At 57.6% G+C, this 20,933-nt stretch carries 21 protein-coding genes and 1 tRNA gene; 10 read left to right on the forward strand and 12 right to left on the reverse strand.

Going from position 1 to position 20,933, the window contains the following annotated elements; translation table 11 throughout:
• Positions 1-243 precede the first annotated feature (243 nt).
• The gene (locus QZ517_RS03995) at positions 244-1,245 is read left to right on the forward strand and encodes a sterol desaturase family protein (RefSeq protein ID WP_294222477.1); all 1,002 of its coding nucleotides are present in this window, start codon (positions 244-246) and stop codon (positions 1,243-1,245) included.
• Position 1,246: 1 nt separating this feature from the next.
• A complete protein-coding gene (locus QZ517_RS04000) occupies positions 1,247-2,347 on the forward strand; it encodes an acyltransferase (protein WP_294222480.1) in 1,101 nt (366 codons plus the stop codon).
• Positions 2,348-2,352: 5 nt separating this feature from the next.
• On the opposite strand, the gene QZ517_RS04005 is transcribed toward QZ517_RS04000, so the two are convergent.
• The gene (locus QZ517_RS04005) at positions 2,353-3,084 is read right to left on the reverse strand and encodes a DUF374 domain-containing protein (RefSeq protein WP_294222483.1); all 732 of its coding nucleotides are present in this window, start codon (positions 3,082-3,084) and stop codon (positions 2,353-2,355) included.
• A 126-nt stretch (positions 3,085-3,210) separates the two neighbouring features.
• Between QZ517_RS04005 and QZ517_RS04010 the strand changes: the two genes are divergently transcribed.
• Positions 3,211-3,286: transfer RNA gene (locus tag QZ517_RS04010), tRNA-Trp, on the forward strand.
• A gap of 55 nt (positions 3,287-3,341) precedes the next feature.
• Here QZ517_RS04010 and QZ517_RS04015 read toward each other — a convergent pair.
• Together QZ517_RS04015 and zapE are read right to left on the reverse strand one after the other, a co-directional pair.
• Positions 3,342-4,013 carry a hypothetical protein gene (locus QZ517_RS04015; protein ID WP_294222486.1) on the reverse strand — a complete coding sequence of 224 codons (672 nt, stop codon included), beginning with the start codon at positions 4,011-4,013 and terminating at the stop codon, positions 3,342-3,344.
• 232 nt (positions 4,014-4,245) lie between these two features.
• Positions 4,246-5,310 (reverse strand): cell division protein ZapE, encoded by a 1,065-nt coding sequence (zapE, locus tag QZ517_RS04020; RefSeq protein ID WP_294222489.1) that lies wholly within the window; start codon positions 5,308-5,310, stop codon positions 4,246-4,248.
• 146 nt (positions 5,311-5,456) lie between these two features.
• On the opposite strand from zapE, the gene QZ517_RS04025 reads away from it, so the two are divergent.
• On the forward strand, positions 5,457-6,707 hold the full coding sequence (locus QZ517_RS04025) for an MFS transporter (RefSeq protein WP_294222492.1): 1,251 nt from the start codon (positions 5,457-5,459) through the stop codon (positions 6,705-6,707).
• Between the two features lie 119 nt (positions 6,708-6,826).
• Here QZ517_RS04025 and QZ517_RS04030 read toward each other — a convergent pair whose 3' ends face one another.
• The 3 genes from QZ517_RS04030 to QZ517_RS04040 all read right to left on the reverse strand — a co-directional run bounded on the left by QZ517_RS04030 (position 6,827) and on the right by QZ517_RS04040 (position 9,408).
• A complete protein-coding gene (locus tag QZ517_RS04030) occupies positions 6,827-7,744 on the reverse strand; it encodes an ornithine cyclodeaminase (RefSeq protein ID WP_294222495.1) in 918 nt (305 codons plus the stop codon).
• On the reverse strand, positions 7,741-8,364 hold the full coding sequence (locus tag QZ517_RS04035; RefSeq protein ID WP_294222498.1) for an HAD family phosphatase: 624 nt from the start codon (positions 8,362-8,364) through the stop codon (positions 7,741-7,743). Before QZ517_RS04035 ends, QZ517_RS04030 begins: the two co-directional genes overlap by 4 nt.
• 81 nt (positions 8,365-8,445) lie before the next feature.
• Positions 8,446-9,408: a DMT family transporter gene (locus QZ517_RS04040; protein ID WP_294222501.1), complete on the reverse strand. Its 963-nt coding sequence runs from the start codon at positions 9,406-9,408 to the stop codon at positions 8,446-8,448.
• A gap of 125 nt (positions 9,409-9,533) precedes the next feature.
• Between QZ517_RS04040 and QZ517_RS04045 the strand changes: the two genes are divergently transcribed.
• From QZ517_RS04045 to QZ517_RS04055, 3 genes are all read left to right on the forward strand, one after another.
• Positions 9,534-9,914, forward strand: a complete 381-nt coding sequence (locus QZ517_RS04045; protein ID WP_294222504.1) for a metalloregulator ArsR/SmtB family transcription factor — start codon at positions 9,534-9,536, stop codon at positions 9,912-9,914.
• Positions 9,907-10,386, forward strand: a complete 480-nt coding sequence (locus QZ517_RS04050; protein ID WP_294222507.1) for an SRPBCC domain-containing protein — start codon at positions 9,907-9,909, stop codon at positions 10,384-10,386. Before QZ517_RS04045 ends, QZ517_RS04050 begins: the two co-directional genes overlap by 8 nt.
• Positions 10,387-10,485: 99 nt before the next feature.
• Positions 10,486-12,216 (forward strand): hypothetical protein, encoded by a 1,731-nt coding sequence (locus tag QZ517_RS04055; protein WP_294222510.1) that lies wholly within the window; start codon positions 10,486-10,488, stop codon positions 12,214-12,216.
• A gap of 65 nt (positions 12,217-12,281) precedes the next feature.
• On the opposite strand, the gene QZ517_RS04060 is transcribed toward QZ517_RS04055, so the two are convergent.
• Genes QZ517_RS04060 through QZ517_RS04075 form a run of 4 tightly spaced genes read right to left on the reverse strand, consistent with a single transcriptional unit; the run spans position 12,282 to position 15,483 of the window.
• Complete coding sequence (locus QZ517_RS04060; RefSeq protein ID WP_294222513.1) at positions 12,282-12,731, reverse strand: YaiI/YqxD family protein; 450 nt, start codon at positions 12,729-12,731, stop codon at positions 12,282-12,284.
• Between the two features lie 15 nt (positions 12,732-12,746).
• Positions 12,747-13,580 carry an S-formylglutathione hydrolase gene (gene fghA / locus QZ517_RS04065; RefSeq protein ID WP_294222515.1) on the reverse strand — a complete coding sequence of 278 codons (834 nt, stop codon included), beginning with the start codon at positions 13,578-13,580 and terminating at the stop codon, positions 12,747-12,749.
• 38 nt (positions 13,581-13,618) lie between these two features.
• Positions 13,619-14,548 carry an AEC family transporter gene (locus QZ517_RS04070; protein ID WP_294222517.1) on the reverse strand — a complete coding sequence of 310 codons (930 nt, stop codon included), beginning with the start codon at positions 14,546-14,548 and terminating at the stop codon, positions 13,619-13,621.
• Positions 14,549-14,592: 44 nt separating this feature from the next.
• The gene (locus QZ517_RS04075; protein WP_294222520.1) at positions 14,593-15,483 is read right to left on the reverse strand and encodes a DMT family transporter; all 891 of its coding nucleotides are present in this window, start codon (positions 15,481-15,483) and stop codon (positions 14,593-14,595) included.
• Positions 15,484-15,556: 73 nt separating this feature from the next.
• Here QZ517_RS04075 and QZ517_RS04080 point away from each other — a divergent pair, with 73 nt between their 5' ends.
• Complete coding sequence (locus tag QZ517_RS04080; protein ID WP_294222523.1) at positions 15,557-15,904, forward strand: helix-turn-helix domain-containing protein; 348 nt, start codon at positions 15,557-15,559, stop codon at positions 15,902-15,904.
• Here QZ517_RS04080 and mbfA read toward each other — a convergent pair.
• Positions 15,901-16,875, reverse strand: a complete 975-nt coding sequence (gene mbfA / locus QZ517_RS04085) for an iron exporter MbfA (protein ID WP_294222525.1) — start codon at positions 16,873-16,875, stop codon at positions 15,901-15,903. The two genes, QZ517_RS04080 and mbfA, sit on opposite strands and share 4 nt — an antisense overlap.
• Positions 16,876-17,009: 134 nt before the next feature.
• On the opposite strand from mbfA, the gene QZ517_RS04090 reads away from it, so the two are divergent.
• Together QZ517_RS04090 and QZ517_RS04095 are read left to right on the forward strand one after the other, a co-directional pair.
• The gene (locus QZ517_RS04090) at positions 17,010-17,633 is read left to right on the forward strand and encodes a TetR/AcrR family transcriptional regulator (RefSeq protein ID WP_294222528.1); all 624 of its coding nucleotides are present in this window, start codon (positions 17,010-17,012) and stop codon (positions 17,631-17,633) included.
• 168 nt (positions 17,634-17,801) lie between these two features.
• Positions 17,802-19,727, forward strand: coding sequence for a DUF3604 domain-containing protein (locus tag QZ517_RS04095; protein WP_294222530.1), 1,926 nt, complete (start codon positions 17,802-17,804; stop codon positions 19,725-19,727).
• Between the two features lie 4 nt (positions 19,728-19,731).
• Here the strand turns inward: QZ517_RS04095 and QZ517_RS04100 are convergent, their stop codons facing one another.
• The gene (locus tag QZ517_RS04100) at positions 19,732-20,844 is read right to left on the reverse strand and encodes a hypothetical protein (protein ID WP_294222533.1); all 1,113 of its coding nucleotides are present in this window, start codon (positions 20,842-20,844) and stop codon (positions 19,732-19,734) included.
• Positions 20,845-20,933: the final 89 nt, after the last annotated feature.

Below are 20,933 nucleotides of genomic sequence, written 5' to 3' on the forward strand. Positions count from 1 at the left end.
AGGCGGCCGCACTGTTGGGTCCGGTGTTGTATCCAAAATCGTTGAGTAATTGCGCCTAGCGTAATTCTTACAACAGACTACGGAAAGGCCGCCCAATGGGCGGCCTTTTTGCTTGGAGTGGGAAACGATTGTCCCGATTTCCGACACATTCCCCTTTTCCGCCATGTTTTGCCCGCATTTGCCCGTCAGGTTGGCGCCATGCCGGGGGGCAATCATGCGCAGACTGCGAAAGGGAGCATGGAAATGGGTTGGGTTTACGAGGTTTGGGCCGCACTTAAGGGTATGTTTTGGGGCTGGGAATCGCGTTTGGCGGTATTTTATCTCTGCACCACTGTTGTGATGATTTTTGGTATTTGGCTCTATCGCGGACGTCCTACCAGTTTTGCGAAGTTCTTGTTCCCGCGCGAGGTTTACACTCACAAATCCAACCTCATCGACATTCAGATTTTTGCCATCAACTTGCTGCTTGGTGTGGGTGGTATTTTTGGCGCGGTGTTGTTTACGCCGATTGTTGCCAAGGTGATGCTGTCCAATCTCATCGACTGGCAAGGCACACCGTTTCAGCCGCTGGATGTCACCTGGGGCCGTAGCGCGCTGGCCACCTTGGTCATGATCCTGGCGATGGATTTCTGCAAATACTGGGCACACTACATCCACCACGAAAGCAAGATTCTGTGGCCGTTTCACGCGCTGCATCACTCTGCTGAGGTGATGACGCCGCTGACCGCCAACCGCAACCACCCCGTGTTCCTGCTGGTTCGCAATCTGATTTACAGCATGGTGCTAGGCACGGTGCAGGCGTTGATCTTGTTTCTGTTGATTGGTCAAATTGACTTGCTGACTATTGGCGGGGCAAATGCAGGCTATTTCCTCTTCAATCTGCTGGGCGCCAACCTGCGCCACAGCCATGTATGGCTGAGCTACGGGCCTGTGCTTGAACACATCTTTATCTCTCCAGCACAGCATCATGTGCACCACTCCAGCGCCAAGAAGCACTTCAACAAGAACTACGGTGAAGTGTTTGCGATCTGGGATTGGATGTTTGGCACGCTGTATGTGCCCAAGGGCTACGAAAAACTGCAATTTGGTGTGGCGGACGGCAAAGGTGAATTGATTGAGCAACCTCATGCCACGCTGAAAGACGCGCTGATCAAGCCCTTTGTCGAGAGCCTTGAAGAGGCCACAGGCATCGAGATGGTCAAGCGTAAGCCCGATGATAGCGCGGCTCCGGCACAGGGACGTTAAGATGACCAAAGGCGTCTCAATCTGGTTGGATGTCTTGCGGGTGGTGGCCACGATTGTCGTGGTCCTCTCCCATTTGGCCTACCCGCGTTTTACCGGCACAAGCTACGCCTTCCTGCGCGACTGGAACGTGGGCAGCGACGCGGTGATTGTGTTTTTTGTGATGTCCGGCTGTGTGATCGCGTTTGCATCAGACCGGGATGGATCTGCCGGGCAGTTTGCGTTCAACCGGGTGACACGGCTGTTGACTGTGATGGTGCCCGCGCTGATCCTGACACTGGTGTTTGATGCGCTTGGCACACGGATTGACGCGGGGGCCTATCCAAACGGGTTCTATCAGGCGCTGCCGGTTGGGGAGTTCCTGCTGCGCGGTGTGACATTCACCAATGAATGGGCGGCGTTTGACCGGGTGCGATTGGGCACAAATGGGCCGCTGTGGTCGTTGAGCTATGAGGCGGCGTATTATGCGCTGTTTGGCGTGGCGTTGTTCACCAAAGGTGTGGCGCGTGTTGTTGGACTGGTGGCGCTGACATGGTTGGCTGGACTAAATGTGCTGCTGTTGATGCCGGCGTGGCTGCTTGGTGTAGCCTTATGGCATTGGTTGCGTTCTGAGCGCGTTTGCTCGTTTTCCCGCGGAATGGGCTGGGCTTTGGCACTTGGCGGGCCATCATTCTATTTGGTGGGGCAAATTGCTGGGATGCCGGTTGTTCTAGCTGCGATGACCGCAGACTTGTTGGATGTAGCCGATGCGCGGATGGTTTTGGGATTTTCCGATGAGTTTATCTGGAACCTCTTCATCGGGCTCTGCGCGGTGGCACATGTGGCCGGTGTGGCGATCCTGAATCCGCAAAAGATGTGGGGCACGCAGGCCATTCGCTGGATGGCTGGCGCGACGTTTTCGATCTATGTGACGCATTATCCGGCGCTGCACCTGCTGGATGCGATTTTGCCGGAAATGCTGGGCCGTGACGCGCTGTTGTTGAGCGGTTCCATTGTCGTCGGGCTGGTGTTTGCACGTTACTTTGAGCGCCCGGTGAAGACGTTCCGTGCATGGCTGATGCCGGTGATGCAACGGTTTGACCGCCGCTCGGTACAGGCCTCTTGAGCGATCTATTTATTGTTATTGGGGTTTTCGCTGGGTTTGCCCAGTGCGGCGTCCGCGGCATCGGTGATGTCGTCCAGCGCTCGCTCTAAGCTGAGGCGTAGAGTTTCGGTCTGCTCTTCGGTGGGTTTGCGCGGGACCGTATCGGTCCATTCCTGACAGGTGATCACTCCTCGGCTAAACGGCAGCGGCAGCATTTGTTTGTCCCATGTCGGCATACGCAACACCCGTTTTTGGGCAAAGGCCAATGTGAACACCCGCGCACCGGTGGAGCGTGCCCAGATCAGCGGCACAGTGGACGCGACGCGGGCGGGACCACGGGGGCCATCTGGGACAACGCCCAGAGAGCAGCCTTCGCGGTAGCGTTTGAGCACGTCGCGCGACAGGCTCACATGGCGTTGATGGCTGGACATGGGAATGGTTTCCCATCCCAGACGCACGAGGATTTGCCCTGCAAGACGTCCGGCGCGGGCCGCGGAGGTGAGTGACGCCACGCGGGTGCCTTTGGGCGCGTTGACCATATAGGGGCCAAGGATCAGCCGTTGGTGCCAGACCGTGGTGATCACGGCCTCGCCCCGAGCCAGGCAGGCGTCGAGTTCTTCGCAACCGTTGCGCTCAAATCGGGAGGTCTTAAAGGCGAATCGCACATACCCCGCCAGCATGCCTTCGACAGCGTTGTTGAAACGCGGGCTGTCGGCGATTTTTTTGCGCAGTTTGTTGAGCGATTGCTTGAGCGACATGGGGCAAAAACCTCTTGAGTGCGCACCTCTCTTACAGGGGCAAATCAAAGCTGGCCAGTCTTGCCATTTTTGCGCGTTTTCCCTCTTGCCACCGGCGCGGTGGTGCCTTACGAAACACCCCACGTTAGGGGTATAGCTCAGTTGGTAGAGCGACGGTCTCCAAAACCGTAGGTCCCGGGTTCGAACCCTGGTGCCCCTGCCATTTCCCATAGATTTGGACACGTCTCAAAGCCCCTTCGGGGGCTTTTTGTTGTTGGTCAGCCATGAAGACTGCGAAACTTTCGGTAAACCAATCGCCCTAATGGCGTGCAGAGCCAGTCTTTTGGTGTGTTGTTTTTGGGATCTCGAAAATCGATTTTTGGAATCGAGAATGAGGCCGCAAACAAACTATGGTAGTAGCGCGCCGCTGACGGGCCGTAGAGGGTTTGCAACACAAACACCGATGATGCCCTGCCATCCACAACGCCGTGGATAGTCGGGTGAGTTACGAAGTCCATAATTTTGAAAACATCTGCACAGAAGGACAGGCCATGGTCATCGTCAAAGGCAGGGGCATCCAGAAGTACAAAGCCATAGTTCCGCTTCGGTATGTTGGAGTGCACGTAGCCGCGGAAAAATCCCATTTCGAATTTTTCTCTTGGTCCGAGAATAATCTCGACGTGTTCGCGGTACTTTTCCGGCAAGTTCTCTGATGCGATCGCATGCCAAGCGGCCACACTTTCCATACTGGTCACACGGCCATTGTAGTCAGAATTTTCGGCTTTGAGCTTCTTGACACAGGCTGCAAGGACCATCGTTGAGGAACCCGTGCCAGACTCCAGGATCGCGACCGGTTGATACTTGAGGATGCGTTTTACGGACATCCAGAGGGTGATCCATTGTGTTCCGGTGGTGTTAGACTTTTTCTTGTAAGCGTCCAGATCGGACAAAACCCCTGGCAGGGTCTGCCCAATCCGCCAGCGACAGTACTTGTTTGCCGCCCGTTGGATGACCTTGCGCATCTTGTTTGCCCCTCTCAAAACGAGTCCTGTGCCGCTCTACATTCTGAGGTAGAGCTAGGTGGTCATAGGAGGCGTTTGTGAGAAAGCTGTCCAGTATTTTGGGCGGCGCTTAGGCAATAGAGGCGAAAAACTGCAACCTCGGGCGTTTCACCCGGCATAATTAGGCGTCTTTACCCCAGTCGGCGTCCTGCATTTCGCGCAGGCGCGAGGCGGTGCGTTCAAATTCAAAGATGCCTTCGCCTTCAAGATAGAGCATTTCCGGCTCGGCGGCAGCGGAGCAGATCAGGCGGACCTTAGCCTCATAAAGCGCGTCGATCAGGGTCACGAAGCGTTTGGCTTCGTTGAAGTTGTTGCGGCTGAGCGTGGGAATGTCTTCGAGGATCAGCACTTTCACCGCATTGGCCACGGCGAGGTAGTCGCCGGGGCCCAACATCTTGCCACAGAGGTCAAAGAAGCTCGCACGTCCGATGCCGTTGCGATAGGCGGGCAGGGTGACTTCGCGGCCTTTCACAGTGAGCACCAATGGCTCGGCGACGCCGCCGGTGAGGTCATCCCAGATGGCGCGGATTTGCGCACGGGCCTCAGAGCCAGCTTGTACAAAGTAGACCTGATTCCCTGCCAAGCGATTTTGGCGATAATCAGTTGGACTGACCAACTCCCAGCTGCGCATCTGTTCTTTGATCAAGGCGATAAACGGCAGGAAAAGTTGGCGGTTGAGGCCGTTTTTGTAGAGATCATCTGGCACACGGTTGGAGGTGGTGACCACCACAACGCCAGCCTCAAAAAGCTGTTCAAACAGGCGCCCAACAATCATCGCATCGGTGATGTCGGTGATCTGCATTTCGTCAAACGCCAGCACGCGCACACTGTCGGCTACAGCCTTGGCGACCGGTCGCACTGTGTCTTCGACGCCTTCGGCGCGGGCCTTGTGCATGGCCTCGTGGATTTCCTGCATAAAGGCGTGGAAGTGTACGCGACGTACCGGCACGGTGAGGCTGTCGACAAACAGGTCCATCAACATGGATTTGCCCCGCCCCACACCGCCCCAGAGGTAGAGACCTTGCACCGACTCCGGTGTAGATTTTCGGAACCATTTTTTGGGGACGGGTTTGGATACCGCAACACGGATGCGTTCCAGTTCCGGCAGCACCGCAACTTGGGCGTCGTCGGCGTGCAGGGTTCCGTCAGCCACGCGGGCGGCGTAAATCTCGGGCAAGCTATCCATACATGTCCCTTAGCCAATTGAGAGCGTGAGGAAAAGGGCCGCGCCGGACCCTATGACAGACTGTTATGAGGGAGTGAACAAATGCTGAATTGACCTCGGGTCGTTCATTTGTTCAGAGTTTGCGACGCGCGAACAGGAGTGAGATGATGAGTGAGAAGACCCCGTTGATGACCCCGGTTTTGATGGTGGGCTGTATCATCATCCTGGTGAGCTTTGCCATTCGGGCCAGTTTTGGGGTGTTTCAAATCCCAATTGCCGAGGAGTTTGGTTGGCTGCGCAGTGAGTTCTCGCTGGCGATTGCGATTCAGAACCTGGCCTGGGGTATTGGGCAGCCAATTTTTGGTGCGATTGCCGAGAAGATTGGGGATCAGAAAGCCATTATTCTAGGCGCGTTGACCTATGCGGCAGGGCTGGTGTTGTCGTCCTTTGCCGTCACGCCGGAAGCGCATCAGATGCTTGAAATTCTTGTGGGATTTGGCATCGCTGGTACGGGCTTTGGTGTGATCCTCGCCGTGGTTGGGCGCGCAAGTTCGGATGAGAACCGCAGCATGTCTTTGGCGATTGCCACGGCGGCTGGATCTGGCGGGCAGGTGTTTGGGGCGCCGATGGCGGAGTGGATGCTGTCGTTCATGACCTGGCAGCAGACTTTTGTGGTATTTGCGGCGGCGATTCTGGCGGTCTTGCTGTTACTGCCAGCGATGCGGGCACCTGTGGCGGCCAGCAAGGAAGAGCTGCAAGAAAGCATGGGCACGATCCTGAAGCGGGCCTTCAAAGATCCGTCATATACGTTGATCTTTTTGGGCTTCTTCAGCTGTGGCTATCAGCTCGCTTTTGTCACCGCACATTTCCCGGCAATGATTGCGGAGATGTGTGGGCCAATTGCGGCGGGATCAACGCTGGCAAATATGGGCATCACCTCAACCTCCACGCTTGGTGCCGTGGCGATTTCCTTGATTGGTTTGGCCAATATTGGCGGCACCTTGCTGGCCGGTTGGGCTGGCAAACATTTTCCGAAAAAGTACCTGTTGGCAGGGATTTACACCGGGCGTACCTTAGCGGCGGCGATCTTTATTCTGATGCCAATCACACCGATGAGCGTGGTGGTGTTCTCGGTGGTCATGGGCTCACTGTGGCTCGCAACTGTGCCGCTGACCTCTGGTCTTGTGGCCCATCTGTATGGGCTGCGTTACATGGGCACGCTTTATGGGATTGTGTTCTTCTCCCACCAGCTGGGCAGCTTCCTTGGCGTGTGGCTGGGTGGTCGGATGTATGATCTTTATGGCGACTACACGATGGTCTGGTGGGTTGGTGTGGGCGTGGGCGCGTTTAGTGCAATTGTGCACCTGCCGATCCGCGAAAACCGCACGCCAAGTGCCCCGGCGAGCGTTGCAGCGTAGGGCGCGTTAACCCGCCAAAACCACGTCAGTATAACGTCGGTATCGCGACTGTTTTGCGGAGGTGGGGTGTTTTTGAGGCCGTTGCGGGTTACCGCAGCGGCCTTTGCTTTAGGATTGGCTTAAGATTGCGCCGCCTGCCATTGGTCCAAGATATAGCGGCTGGTCATCAGGTCGAGATGCGCGCCGCCGCCGTTTTTGAACAAGGTGATCTCGTCGTCCGAAGTGCGTGTGAACCTGTCGAGGTTGTAGTAATCAGCCAGCACGTCCTCGCGGGTGATCACTCCTTCGGCAAGCGGGATTTTCAACTCGCCAATGTGATCCAGCGTGGTGTCGAAGCTGTCGACAAAGAGGCTGGCGCGGGTGAGGGCGACATCGTCGATCTCGCGCATGTCGGGGCGGTAAGCCCCAATCAGGTCGATGTGCTGGCCCGGTTGCAGCCAGTCGCCACGCAGGGTCGGTTCAGTGGACATAGTTGCCGAAGTCACGATGTCCGCTTCGCCCACGGCCTGCTCGAGATCGGTGGCGACGTTCAAGCCGTCAATTTCTGCGGCCATTTTTTCGGCGTTGGCCTGTGTGCGGTTCCAGACGGTGAACTCTGCGTCGGGGAAGGCGGCGGAATATGCCGCGTGCAGGTTGCGGCCCACGGTGCCCGCGCCAACAATCAGGATTTTGGAGCTGTCTGGGCGGGCGAGGCGACGGGCGGCCAAAAGGCTGTCGCCTGCGGTTTTCCATTTGGTCACAAGGTGGAAGTCGATGAGCGCGGACAGGATGCCGTGGGCGTCGTCAAACAGCGTTACGGCGCCGTGGATCATTGGCACGTCCTGAGACGGGTTACCCGGGAAGATGGTGGCGGATTTCACCGCGATGCCGAGCCCGTCGATCCAGGCTTGGCGTTGCAGCAGCGTGTCTTTGCCACGGTAGAGGAAACTGTCGGAGATTTCCGCTTTGGGCAGGGTGTGGCCAGCGGCGAGCGCGTCTGTCAGCCCAAGCCAGTTGATGTTATTTTCGCCCTCTTCAAAGGAAATAATGGTGGTCATTTGGCTTCTTCCTTTGTGAGCAGGCCTTCGGATACCAGACGGTCGGCCCAGCCTTGCGGATGTTCAAACAGATGGGTTTGCCAGCCACGTGCCGCGGCAGCGGTGATGTTCTCGGCACGGTCATCGGCGAACAGCAGGCGGTCCGGCGCGATGCCGCAGTCGGCCTCGACATGGGCATAGATTGCCGGATCGGGTTTGATGAGCTTTAGGCGGCCGGAGACATATTCGCGACTGAAACGATTGAGGAAGGGGTAGACGGCTTGCGAGAGCGGGAAGTTGTCGTGGCCAAAGTTGGTGAGGGTGAAGACAGTCACGCCTTTGTCCACCAGCGCATCCAGAAGGCGCACGGAGTGCGGGATGGCGGGCGCAGCGAGGTCGTTCCAATTGTCGTTCCACATACGCAGCTCAGCCTCATATTCGGGATACTGCGGCACAAGGCTGTCGATCATGCCGGGCAAGGAGGCGCCTGCGTCGATCTGTTCGTGGTGGTGATGGATGTTGGTGTCCGCAAAGAAGGCTTTGCGACGGGCTTCGCCGACGGTGCGGTCGTAGAAGTTTTCCGGCTGCCACTGGATCAGCACATTGCCAATGTCAAAAATCACGGCGTCAATTTGCGACATAATTTGCCCCTGAAGTGAAATGTTTGCGCCGACCTTAGTCAGTGCAAACACGGAAGCAAACTGGGATTTGTGGGTTTTGCCTTAGCGGCGGACTCGCGGGCGATCGGGAATGGGCGCGCTGCTGACTTTGGTTTCGCGCCAGAACACAAACAGCCCTGCGCCAGTAATCAGCGCCATGCCAATCCACGTTGTGGGGGCAGGCCATTCCTTAAAGATCACGATGCCAAACAACACACCCACGGGCAGGGCGGCATATTCCAGCGGCGCAATCAAGCTGGCCTCCGACACCCGGTAAGCTTGGGAGATGAAGAAGCCGCCAAAGGCGATGGAGCAGCCCAGCAAAAGCAGGATGGGCCAGTCACCCAGAGCAGGCCAATGCCACGCGCGCAGCAGAAAGCTGATCATCTCGCCGCCAGCGTTTTCATATTCCCCATGGCCCAGAAGCAGGCCCACAATGCTGGCCACGACAATGAAAACAACCTGGATGAAGACAGCCATTGTGGCGGCGCTGTCGGTGGTGCCAATTTTGCGGGTCAGCACGTGCAGCAGCGCGTAGGCGACGGCGGAGACCAAGGGCAGGAGCAGCGCGAGGTTGAAGTCAGAGGCCCCGGGGCGGATCATGATCAAGACGCCAATCATGCCGGCCACCACGGCGACTTTGCGACGCGGGCCAATGACCTCACCGAGCAGAAGCGCGCCAAACAGGGTGATCAGCAGGGGCGAGATGAAAAACACCGCCATGGCGTCGGCCAGAGGCAGCACGGACAGGCCCAGGAAGAAGGTGGTGTTGGCAAAGACCACGCAGAGACCGCGCAGCATGTGCATGCCAAGGCGTCGGGTGCGCAGGGCAGAGAAACCACCTTGGAACGGCACAATCACAATCATCAGAATGGTCAGGCCAATGAGCGAGCGGATCAGCACAATTTGATGCAGCGCATAGTCGCCGGACAGGAACTTGATGGCGGCGTCGTTGATTGCAAAGAAAAACGTCGCGATCAGGGCGGAGAGCGGGCCAATTGGCAAGGTGGAACGGGACTGGGACATAGGCGCAGATGGCGCGAATTCGGGAGGCGGGTCTAGGTCAAAAACGACCTTGGCGGGAAAACATGTGAATTGCGCTCTCACAAAGGCTGTTGACTCAGTTTGATTTTATTCATAACCATTGAGTTATGAAACTATCTGGTTATGAAAGCCCCGAATTGAACGCTGTGTTTGCCGCGTTGGCAGACCCCACCCGCCGCGCGATTCTGGCGCGGTTGAGTGAGGGTGAAGCCAATGTGCGCGATTTGGCAGAGCCGTTTGAGATGAGCCAACCGGCGGTGTCCAAACATCTGAAGGTGCTGGAGGCCTCTGGGTTAATTGAGCGCGGACAGGTGGGACAAAGCCGTCCAGCGTATCTGAAGGCCGCGCCGATGAAAGAGGCAGTGGACTGGATGGAGCAATTCAGCCGCTTCTGGTCCGGCAGCTTTGATCAACTGGATGCGCTCCTTGAGACAATGAAATCTGAAACTGAAACCACTGTAAAAAAGGACTTTTTGAAAGATGACTGATTTACCGATCTATTTGTTCAACCGCACGTTTGCAGCGCCCGCCGAAATGGTGTGGAAGACGTTTAGCGACCCAAAACTATTGTCGGTCTGGTACGGACCGGGTGTGGAAACCGTGATCCACGAGTTTGATCTGCGCCCCGGGGGGCGGTGGCTCAATGAGATGAAATGGGGCGAGAAATCTGACTACAGTCGGATGGAGTTTCAAGAGGTGGCCAATGGAGAGAAGATTGTCTGGATGCACCACAGCACTGATGCAGAGTGGCTGCAAATCCCCAATCCAATGATGCCAAACTGGCCGCAGAAGCTGTTGACCACGGTAACATTTGCCGAGGATGGCGGGCAGACCAAAGTGAAGCTGGAGCAAGTGCCAGTGGACGCCAGTGCGGAAGAAGCCGCCTGTTTTGCGGAGATGATGGGCAACATGGACAGTGGTTGGGGCAAAGGCTTCGATCTGTTGGAAACACTGCTCTAAGAGGCAAATCTCTATTTTCTTTGCCAAAAACGCCTGTCTCAGCTTACGCTGGGGCAGGCGTTGCGGTGTTTTGAGACTGTTTTGCGCAAGGGGGATGAGATGAAACACATGTTTTTTACGGCCTGTATTGCAGGCCTGATTGGTGGCGTTGGCATGGCGGTGGCGGAGGATGCGGGGGCGTTCTGGCAACCGGCGCGGGACACGTTCAACAAGATGTCTGACGACGCTTGTGATGGGGATGGCAGTGCGTTTCGCGAGCTGATGCAGGCGGCGATTATGGAAGAGCATCCGGTGGCGCAGAATGATCTGGCCTGGGTGTTTGGCACGGAGCGGTGCCAATATTACGCCGATGATATTGAAGCGGTCGCGGAGCTGCAAAAAGACGCGGCCGATGCGGGCTACCCGGTGGCGCAACACAACATTGGCGTCAAGTTCATGGAAGGCGATGGGGTGGCGCAGAACACCGATCTGGCCATCGACTATTTTGAAGCGGCGCTGCGGGCGGGCTACGGCAAAGCGGCGGCGCAGTTGGGCATCTACTTTGCAGAAGGGGAGTATGTTCAGCGCAACATCGCGCGGGCGGATTTGTTGCTGGAAGACGCTTACGCGCAGGGAGCAGATCAGGACATGATTGATCGGCTGACGGCGGCGTTGGAAAACGCGGCGCCAACACCCGCGTCTTTGTCGTCTGATCGATGGGCGTATGAGGATGGTGAAGCGGGGTATGATCTGGTGCAGAACAGCGCGTTGCTGGCGCGGGTGTTTTTAGGCCGGGATCAGGAGACTGGTGATTATTACTACGGCATGTACCGCGTGTCTGATGACCCGATGATCCACTTCATGGGGGTGTCGGTGAAACATGCCAACGGCCGCGACACCGAGTTGGATATGAACGGCTGCGGCGGACAAAACTGTTTGATCGATTACGGCGACAGTGGGCAGGTGCGGATTCCAATTTCCGGACCCACTCAGGCGGCGATGCTGGAAGCGTTTAAGTCCGGGGACACAGTGAAGTTCCGCTATCAAACCGAAGCCAGTTACGCAGAAAACGAGTTCAAGACGATGACGTTGGGTCTCAAAGGCTCACGCAAGGCGATTGAGGCGGTGCAAAGGTACGCACCTGCGCCCAAGACCCCATCAGTGAGCGCTCCTGAGGTGATCGCTCCGCAAACAGACACCACAGCACAGGCGGACCCGCAATACACCGCTGGAACGTCTTACTACTATGAGGATACCAAAAACGGGGATAGATTCTGCCAGGCTGACGACCAAGCGGAATTTCCAGCGCACTTCTTTTCCGAATTGAACGAACTGCAGATCAAAGGCTGGGTGGAGGAGCCCACCGGCCTGCTGAAACCGGCCAATCTGGACTATCTCAATACGGCGACGACATTGTGGCATGGTGGGCTGCATTCCAGCAGCTCGGGGAATCTGGTGTTCTACAAAAACGGCGCAGTGAAAGAGCTGCAACACACCGCACGGGATGGCGTGTTTGACGTATATGAGGTTCTGTCTGGCAGTTGGCAACGTGACAGCGGGCGAGGCGTGGTCCTGCGATTGAAATCAAAGTGGAGTTATTGGCAGTCGGGCCATGACCACTATGAGTGTACTGGTGGCACGTTGGCTTCCAACACATCTTTTGGCTTCCGCGACGGGGAAAACGCCAGTTGGCGCAGCTGTTCCATTGTCTTTAAATGTGAGCGTTGGAGTGACGAGCGGCCTGAGCGTAAGCCCATGCAATATTACGGATCTTTACGGGAATGGGCACCAGGCGATGTGGCGCCGAAGCAATTGAAATGGAGCCAATTGCAACTGAAGGGCCGGAACTAGGGCTTTGCCTTCATTGTCGCCAACATCCCCGCCAGAGGTTCCAACATGTGCCGCGCACGCAGGTTTTAGCGCTGAGCCGCCCGCAATTCTCGCTCCAGCGCCTCTAGAAAACGGGAGCGGTCGGCCTTGGTAAAGCCTTTGCCACCGCCTTGCCGGAAAGGGTCCGCGGCGCGCAGGTCGGTCATCAGGTCGCGGGTGGCCAGCACATTGCCGATGTTGGCGGAGGTCAAAGCCTCGCCGTTGTGTTTGAGCACGCGTGCGCCGCTTTCCACACATTTGGCCGCCAGGGGGATGTCGCCAGTGATGACGACGTCGCCTGTTTTGGCCCGGTCCGCGATCCACATGTCGGCCACATCGGGGCCTTCGGGTACAATCACGTTTTCCACCAGCGGGTTCTGCGAGGGGCGCAGCCCGCCGTTGGATACCACGTAGATGGTCACTTTGTGACGGGTGCCAACGCGTTCGACCTCGGCTTTCACCGGACAGGCGTCGGCATCCACATAAATAGCGGTCATTTGTAGTGCTCTTTCTTAATCTGCGTAGAGCGCTTCGGCGTGGAAGGCGATGTGCTCTTCCATGAAAGTGGAGACAAAGAAGTAGCTGTGATCATAGCCTTTTTGCAGGCGCAGCGTGGCTTCCTGACGGCGGGCATTGGCGGCTTGTGCCAGGGCTTCAGGACACAGCAGATCGATGAACTGATCGTTGGTGCCGGTGTCGACCAGCATGGGGCCGTCAAAGCCTTTGTCTTTCATTAGCAGGGTGGCGTCATGCGCGGCCCAAGTGGACTCGTCGTCGCCCAGATAGGCGGTGAGCTGCTTGCGGCCCCATTCAGAGGCAGTGGGGTTGGCGATGGGCGCAAAGGCAGATACGGAGCGGAAGCGGCCCGGCAAGGACATCGCCATGGTTAGGGCTCCGTGGCCGCCCATGGAGTGGCCCATGATGGATTGGCGGGATAGGTCGAGCGGGAAGTCCTCTTGCAGGAAGGATGGCAGGTCTTCGGTGATGTAGTCCCACATATTGTAATGCGGGGTCCACGGTGCTTGGGTGGCGTTCACGTAAAAGCCTGCGCCTTTGCCAAGGTCATACGCCGGATCATCGGCCACAGACTCGCCGCGGGGCGATGTGTCTGGGAACACCAGCGCGATGCCCTGTTCGGCGGCCCATTGCTGGGCGCCCGTTTTTACCATGGCGTTTTCGTGGGTGCAGGTCAGGCCAGACAGATACCAGATCACTGGCACGGGCCCCATTTGGGCTTCTTCGGGCAGGAACAGGCCAAAGGTCATGTCACAGCGGGTGCTGTGGGAATTGTGGCTGTACACGCCTTGGGTGCCGCCAAACGCGCGATTTTCTGAGATGATTTCCATGGGAAGGCCTCCTGCCAAAAGGGTCGACGTCCACGATGTCAGAGTTGGGAGACCCATGCAATCACAACACTGACGCTGGCGATGGAGAAGAGCGTGGAGAACAGGATTGCCGCCGATGCGCGATGGGGCGCAACGCCATAGTGCTGGGCCAGCATGTAGACGTTTCCGGCAACAGGGAGCGCGGCAGCAGCGATCACTACAGAGGCGGAGTAGGTGTCAATTGGCAGGAGCCAAAGGACAGCGATGGCAACACACAGCGGGTGCAGGATCAGCTTGGCAAAGGTGAGCCAAAGCGCCACTTCGACCCGCTCGGCAGATTTGCCGGCGAGGGACGCACCAATCGCAAACAGAGCGCCCGGGGTGGCGGCCCCACCAAGGATAGCGAGGAACTCGTTTAATGGGTCGGGGATTGGGATTTCCAGCGCGGACCAGACAAAGCCGAGAGAAATGGCCACAATCATTGGGTTGCGCAGCAGACCCATGGTGACGGTTTTCAACACGCCGAGGTGCATACGGCCGTCACGCGATCCGGTAATCAGGATCACAATCAAGCTGGAAAACACAATCAGGTCGACGGCCAGCACCATCATGACAGGGCCAATGGCCTCAGCGCCCATCAGAAGGGTGAGCATTGGCACGCCAAGGAAACCGACGTTGCCGATGGTGGCGCATTGGGCTTCTACAGCGGCGGTGGCGATGTCTTGTTTGCGTAACATGGCCACAAGGGTCGCCAGGCCGTAGACCGCAACGCAGCCCATGAGGTAGCCGCCAATCAGGCGCCAGTTGAGCACTTCGGCGAGGCTGAGATTGGCGGAAAACCGAAAGAGCATGGCCGAGAGGGCAAAGTAGAAGACAAACTTGGTGAGATAGGCCGTGGCTTCCGCAGAAAAGAAGCGTGTGCGCCCGGCCCAGTAGCCCAGGCCGATGATCGCAAAAAACGGTAGTGTTTTCAGAAAGATTGCCAACATGCGCCAGCCTTAGCAGGTTTGGGAATGTTGGCAAATGGTGCGGCTTAGGCGAGCGCGATGACTGCGGTGCCCAAAACCGTAAGAAGCGCCCCGATTATTGCGTGGCTGTGTGGTCGCTGGCGGTCTTTCCACCAAAGGATGGGCAAAATGAGCACGGGGGAGAGCGATCCAAACACCGCCGCGATCCCCGCATCAAGTTGGGTGAACGCGTAGAGCAGAAGGGATGACGACACGACGTATCCAATAAAACCGGGCAAAATGGTGCGACCAAGGAGGGTTGGGGAAACCGGGCTTTGCGCGCGCACTGCTGCACCGGGCCAGAACGCCAAGATGGAGATCAAGACAGCGGCACCTATGAGGCGGATGGCGGTGGCAGTCAGCGGTTCGAGGCCGGCCTGCAAAGCCGGTTTCATTGCCAAAAACCCGTAGCCTTGAAGGGTGGTGGCCGTCAGTCCCAAAAGGATAGTGATCGACAGTTTGCCGGTTTGCGCGTCGCTCTTTGACGGGGAGCTGTTGCCAAAGAAAATGGCGAGACAAACGCCGCAGAGCGCGATGCAGGCCCCCATGAGGTCTGTTGTTGTTGGGATTTCGTTGAGCCAGATAAACGCCATGATCCCGACAACGGGGGCTTTCATGGAGAGCAACAACTCGGTGCGGCGCGGCCCTCCGCGACGCAAGCAGGCGATCATGGCAAGGTTTCCAAGGACAATGCCAAACACGCTGCTTGTGACAAATGCGGGCCAGAAGCTCCACTCCACACTGTGCCAATCTCCAAGGGTGGAAACGAGAAGCGTCACAATAAGAGCGCAAGCAATCAGTTGAATGCGGGTGAAGGCAAACGCGCCCAGCTGTTTGGCAGGTGCCTCTGCCAGCACGATGCCACTGGCCCAGCCAAAAGAAGCGCCGATGGCGACGAGAAGGGGAAGAAAGATCATGACAGGGGCACTCAGATTCGCTACGCTTTATGTAGCAGATACATCGCTATCAAAAATGTAGCAAGGGGGCGAGATGCCAGCACAAGTTCCAATCCCAGGTCAGCCGGTGCGTGGGTCCAGGTCAGGCAAGCCGATTATGGCGTTGTTTGATTTGCTTGGGCGCAGTTGGACGCTGGGCGTGTTGTGGCAGCTCTCTGAAGGGGGGCTTACCTTCCGGGCGTTGCAAGACAGGTGCGAAAAGGTGTCCCCAACGGTGTTGAACCGCCGACTCAAGGAATTGAGCGCAAGCGGCTTGGTATGTCGCGGCGAAGAGGGCTATGCGCTGACAGAGGCTGGGCAGGAGTTGTTCGCGCTTTTGCGCCCGTTTGGGCCGTGGGCGCAGAGCTGGGCGGTGATGTTGGAAGACATGGACAGCGACTAGCCGCCGCCAATGATTGCCCCAGCGGCAAACACCAGCGCGCCGCCCAGCACCACTTGGAACGTGGCGCGGCCAAAGGGGGTTTTCATAAAGCGGTTCTGGATCCAGACGATGGCCCAAAGCTCCACAAACACCACGATGATGGCGATGATGGTTGCGGTCCAGAAGTCGGTGATCAGATACGGCAAGGCATGGCCCAGGCCACCCAATGTGGTCATGATGCCAGAGGCAAAACCGCGTTTTACTGGGGAGCCACGTCCAGAAAGCTCACCGTCGTCGCTGGCGGCCTCCGTGAAGCCCATGGAGATGCCTGCGCCGACCGAGGCGGCGAGGCCAACCAGAAAAGTGGTGTGTGTGTCTTGCGTGGCAAAGGCGGTGGCAAAGATCGGCGCTAGGGTGGAGACCGAGCCGTCCATGAGGCCGGCAAGACCGGGTTGTACCCAAGTCAGAAGAAACTGGCGGTTGGCTTTGTCGTTTTCCTCATCCCGCGCGGCGGGGTCGAGGTGTTTTTCTGCCATCTCAACAGCGGTGTTTTGGTGGCCCGCTTCGGCGGCGGCCAGATCTCCCAGCAGCTTGCGAGTCTTGGCGTTGCTGACTTGCTTCATGGCGTTGAGGTAGAAGTTTTCGGCATCCTGCTCCATGCCAGCAGCCTGCGCACGGATGGCCTCCAATGACAGATTTGCGGTCAGCCATAGGGGCGCACGGCTGTGAAATCCGGCGACATGTTCGCGACGGATCAAAGGGATTGTGTCGCCAAAACGGGCGCGGTGTTGGGCTATCAGCGATTGTCGGTGGCTGTCTTCTTCCGCCGCCATGTCATCAAACACCTTGGCGGAGGCGGGGTAATCCTCACGCAGGTGTTGGGCAAAGCTGCGGTAGATGCGGGCGTCATCTTCTTCAGACGCAATGGCCAGAGCAAGAATATCTTGTTCGCTGAGGTCTTTGAGACGTTTGCGGGACGGCAGAAAGCGCATAAGAAGCTCCAGTTTAGAATAATTCTAAACAATCATACCGTTTTGTGAGGTGCAAGCGCTTGCTGCAAAGGAAGCGCACGGTGTATTGTACCCATCACACTCACCGGGAGGCCGGACAAGCCTATGAGAGATCTATGACGGACACTGTGGCGATCCTGAAAAAGGGGCGCAAGTTTGCACAGGTGGTGGCCAGCGCACGGGCGTTGTTCATGTCCCATGGCTTTGAAAGCGTGAGCATGGATGTGATCGCGCAGAAGGCCGGGGTCTCTAAGGCGACGTTGTATAATTACTTTCCTGACAAACGCATGTTGTTTGCAGAGGTGGCGCGGCGGGAGTGCATTTTACAGGCAGAAGGGCTTGAGGCACAGGTGGACCTTGAGCGGCCTGTGCCAGAGGTGCTGGGCATTGTGGGTCGTGGACTGATGGAGATCATCCTGTCTGACTTTGGCCGCAATATGTTTCGGGTCTGTGTGTCTGAGGGTGAGCGGTTTCCGGATATTGGGCGGCAGTTTTACGAAACCGGCCCGGGGATTTTGAAAACCCGCCTGATTGAGTTTTTCTACATGGCGGAAGAGCGCGGCGAATTGCAAGTTGATGATTTTGGCCTCGCGGCGGATCAGTTTGCTGAGTTGTGCAAAGCCGGGCTGTTTTTGCGACAGGTGACCGGGGTGCAAACTGATTTTGCGCAGGGCGAGATTGATTATGTCGTGGATGGCGCGGTGGAGATGTTCATGGCGCGCTATGGGGCGCGGCAATAGCAATCTGAGCTGACGCCACCGGTCTGAGAAGGCCGTTTCAAGTATAAGTTGATAGATTTGGGCGGCAGCTGTGTTAGGCTACCGCCAATTGACTTGCGCGTATGGCGTGAATTTATGGCCCTGCGCGTCCCAAAATACCTTTGCTTAGATTGTTGCTTGGAGGATGCCATGCCTAAGGCTCTTTGGAACTCACGTAAGACACGCTATTTTTTAGCCGCCCTTTCTGTGACGGGTTTGACGCTTTCAACCAGCGTCGTCGCCCAAGAATATAGCACCAAAAAAGAAGACACCGAGGTGGTGCTCGCGCCGGATGGGTATTCACCCTACGCGGGCCGGAATTTCCCGCAGGTGCCGCTTTGGGGGGATAGCCATTTGCACACGATGGTGTCTGTGGATGCGGGCACCATGACGCGGTTGTCACAAGAAGATGCCTTCCGCTTTGCGCGCGGCGAGGAGGTGACCACCACCCACGGACTGCGGGCGAAGCTGTCGCGGCCCTTGGACTGGTTGGTGGTGTCAGACCACGCGGAGATGTACGGGCTGATGCCGCAGCTTTTGGGAGGGGATGCAGAAATCTTGTCCACACCCAAAGGCAAGGAGTGGTATGAAAAGCTAACGGCCGGGGACCCTCAGGTCACTTTTGACACCGCGATGGAGATTGTGGCCTCGCTGTCCGGGGATGTGCCGCCAATTGATAATCCTAAGGCAATAAAACACGCATGGGAGAATTACACGGCGCTGGCAGACAGGTTCAATGAACCTGGCGTGTTTTCGGCGATCATCGGTTATGAGTACACCACCGAAGGTGCCAACAACCTGCACCGAAATGTGCTGTTCCGGGATGACAGCGTGCGGGCCAATCAGACTCGGCCGTTTTCTCAGTTTGATAGCAAGAACCCTGAAGACCTGTGGGCTTCCCTGGCGGAGTATGAAGCCCGAACGGGCGGCGAGGTCTTGGCAATTGCGCACAACGGCAACCTGTCCAATGGGCGGATGTTTTCGATGAACGCCTGGGATGGGTCCGAGCTGACAAAAGAGATTGCCGAGATGCGGGCGCGGTTTGAGCCGATTTACGAGCCGACACAGATCAAAGGGGACGGTGAGGCGCATCCGTTCCTAAGCCCGGACGATGAGTTTGCGGATTTTGATACCTGGGATGCGTCTAATCTGAACGGCACCGAGGTCAAAACGCCGGAGATGCTGGCCGCAGAATATGCGCGAGAGGCACTCAAACGTGGCTTGAAAATTGAGCAAGAGTTGGGCGTGAACCCGTTTAAGTTTGGCATGGTGGGGGCGACTGATTCCCATACCGGCATGGCCACGGCGCAGGAGGACAACTTCTTTGGCAAACACTCCGGGGTGGAGCCAGAGCCGGAGCGGTGGAAGCATATTGTGATTGAGGCACCGGACCCTGACTTGTCGATTTACGGCTGGAAACAGGCGGCAGGGGGCCTTGGCGCGGTTTGGGCGCGGGAGAACACGCGGGCGGCGATTTTTGACGCGATGATGCGCAAAGAGACCTATGCCACCACCGGATCGCGTATGATGGTGCGGTTCTTTGGCGGGTATAATTTCACGGACGAAGATGCGTTGAGCCGCCTGCCTGCGGATGCGGGCTATGCCAAAGGGGTGCCAATGGGCGGTAATTTGGCGATGACCGAGGATGGCAAGGCGCCGACCTTTTTGTTTGCGGCGCTGAAAGACCCGTTGTCGGGCAATCTGGATCGGATTCAGATTGTGAAAGGTTGGCTGGACTCGGCCGGAGAGACCCAGGAGCAGATTTATGATGTGGCTTGGTCCGGAGAGCGGGAGATAGGAACGGACGGAAAGCTGCCGGACGTGGGCAATACGGTGGATGTGGCCAATGCGACCTGGACCAACAGTATTGGCGCGGCGGAGCTGATTGGGACCTGGCAAGACCCGGATTTTGAGGCCAGTCAGTCAGCGTTTTACTACGCGCGGGTGATTGAAATCCCAACGCCGCGCTGGACCGCCTATGAGGCCAAGCGCTTTGGGGTGGAAATGGGTGCTGAGGTGCCGATGATCACCACGGAGCGGGCATATACGTCGCCAATCTGGTACACACCGGGGTAGGAGCCTATTCTCCGCGCAGGGCCTGAGCCAGATCGGCGTTTTCCAGCACGTAGTTGCCAAAGCTGGGGCGCCAGACAAGTCCGCGGTCGCGCAGCACATCGAGGGCTTTTTGCACGCCGCCTTTGGAGTAGGGCTTGCGGTCTGGACCTGCGAGGGCCTGGCGGGTGGCGTCGGTGTAGGGCGAGAACTGGATGCCTTCGACGGCCATTTTGCGCAATACGGCCTGTTGTAATTTGGTGAGCGTGCCGATTTCGGCAAGCAGGGCTTCACGCATCTGGTGTTTTTTGCGCAAAGCAATGGCGCGTAGGGCGGCGTCGCCTGCGGTGGGCTCCAGGATCAGATCCCGCAGACAATCGTTGAGGATTTCCGGGCGGCGACCGAGTTCGTCAAACACGGCCTCCACAGTGGCGGCGGTGAGTTGGGCCTCAGGTGCGAGCCGGGCATTGATGCGGTGTGTCAGTGCAGTGCTGTAGCTGCTGCTCAGCGTGGGAAAGTCACGTACGCGGGCGCCAAAGAACGGGGCTTGCTGGTCGTGGATCAGCGCGGCGAGCTTGTCGCGGTGGGAGCCGGTCATCACCAGATAGAGATGATTGGGCAGGCCGGATTGGTTCACCGCGTCGCGGGCGGCTTTGAGGGCGAACATGGCGTTTTTGCCGGCCTCGGTGGCGAGGCTTTGCTGGGCTTCGTCGATGATCAGCACCACGTCTTTTTGCGTGGCTTCACACAGCAGCAGGAGCGCATCGGGAATGGTGCCTTCCCACTGGCCAGCGGACTTCAAGTTCACGCTGAAGCCCAGCGCGCCGACGGAGGTGAATGGCACGTTGCGGTGTAATTTGGCGATCAGGCTGTCGTTGTCTTTGAGCGCATTGGCGAGGCAGGCAGTGATCAGCTTGGCCGGATCAGAGCTGCGGTCGGCCCAGAGATCGACGTAGAGCACGCATTTGCCTTGCTGCTCCAAAAGCGGTGCAAGGTCACGACGCAGGAAAGTGCTTTTGCCGGTGCGGCGCGGGGCGGCAAGGAACAGCCCAGCGCTCTCACCCACCAGAGGATCGGGATTGAGCAGGCTGGCGACCTGTTCGGCCTCAAACGGGCGCGGGATGTGGTGGTCTGTGGGCATGGGTATCCTGCGGTAATTTTAGCAGTGGTAGGGTAATCTAATTAGGAGTACTTTGGAATACCCTACGAAGAACAGGATTTAAGGCGACG

It is taken from the genome of uncultured Shimia sp. (genome assembly GCF_913054185.1).
Lineage (GTDB): Bacteria > Pseudomonadota > Alphaproteobacteria > Rhodobacterales > Rhodobacteraceae > Shimia.

Coding starts and splice junctions, on each gene's coding strand:
- QZ517_RS03995 (WP_294222477.1), top strand. CDS start 244: ATGGGTTGGGTTTACGAGGTTTGGGCCGCACTTAAGGGTATGTTTTGG.
- QZ517_RS04000 (WP_294222480.1), top strand. CDS start 1,247: ATGACCAAAGGCGTCTCAATCTGGTTGGATGTCTTGCGGGTGGTGGCC.
- QZ517_RS04005 (WP_294222483.1), bottom strand. CDS start 3,084: ATGTCGCTCAAGCAATCGCTCAACAAACTGCGCAAAAAAATCGCCGAC.
- zapE (WP_294222489.1), bottom strand. CDS start 5,310: ATGGATAGCTTGCCCGAGATTTACGCCGCCCGCGTGGCTGACGGAACC.
- QZ517_RS04025 (WP_294222492.1), top strand. CDS start 5,457: ATGAGTGAGAAGACCCCGTTGATGACCCCGGTTTTGATGGTGGGCTGT.
- QZ517_RS04030 (WP_294222495.1), bottom strand. CDS start 7,744: ATGACCACCATTATTTCCTTTGAAGAGGGCGAAAATAACATCAACTGG.
- QZ517_RS04035 (WP_294222498.1), bottom strand. CDS start 8,364: ATGTCGCAAATTGACGCCGTGATTTTTGACATTGGCAATGTGCTGATC.
- QZ517_RS04040 (WP_294222501.1), bottom strand. CDS start 9,408: ATGTCCCAGTCCCGTTCCACCTTGCCAATTGGCCCGCTCTCCGCCCTG.
- QZ517_RS04045 (WP_294222504.1), top strand. CDS start 9,534: ATGAAACTATCTGGTTATGAAAGCCCCGAATTGAACGCTGTGTTTGCC.
- QZ517_RS04050 (WP_294222507.1), top strand. CDS start 9,907: ATGACTGATTTACCGATCTATTTGTTCAACCGCACGTTTGCAGCGCCC.
- QZ517_RS04055 (WP_294222510.1), top strand. CDS start 10,486: ATGAAACACATGTTTTTTACGGCCTGTATTGCAGGCCTGATTGGTGGC.
- QZ517_RS04060 (WP_294222513.1), bottom strand. CDS start 12,731: ATGACCGCTATTTATGTGGATGCCGACGCCTGTCCGGTGAAAGCCGAG.
- fghA (WP_294222515.1), bottom strand. CDS start 13,580: ATGGAAATCATCTCAGAAAATCGCGCGTTTGGCGGCACCCAAGGCGTG.
- QZ517_RS04070 (WP_294222517.1), bottom strand. CDS start 14,548: ATGTTGGCAATCTTTCTGAAAACACTACCGTTTTTTGCGATCATCGGC.
- QZ517_RS04075 (WP_294222520.1), bottom strand. CDS start 15,483: ATGATCTTTCTTCCCCTTCTCGTCGCCATCGGCGCTTCTTTTGGCTGG.
- QZ517_RS04080 (WP_294222523.1), top strand. CDS start 15,557: ATGCCAGCACAAGTTCCAATCCCAGGTCAGCCGGTGCGTGGGTCCAGG.
- mbfA (WP_294222525.1), bottom strand. CDS start 16,875: ATGCGCTTTCTGCCGTCCCGCAAACGTCTCAAAGACCTCAGCGAACAA.
- QZ517_RS04090 (WP_294222528.1), top strand. CDS start 17,010: ATGACGGACACTGTGGCGATCCTGAAAAAGGGGCGCAAGTTTGCACAG.
- QZ517_RS04095 (WP_294222530.1), top strand. CDS start 17,802: ATGCCTAAGGCTCTTTGGAACTCACGTAAGACACGCTATTTTTTAGCC.
- QZ517_RS04100 (WP_294222533.1), bottom strand. CDS start 20,844: ATGCCCACAGACCACCACATCCCGCGCCCGTTTGAGGCCGAACAGGTC.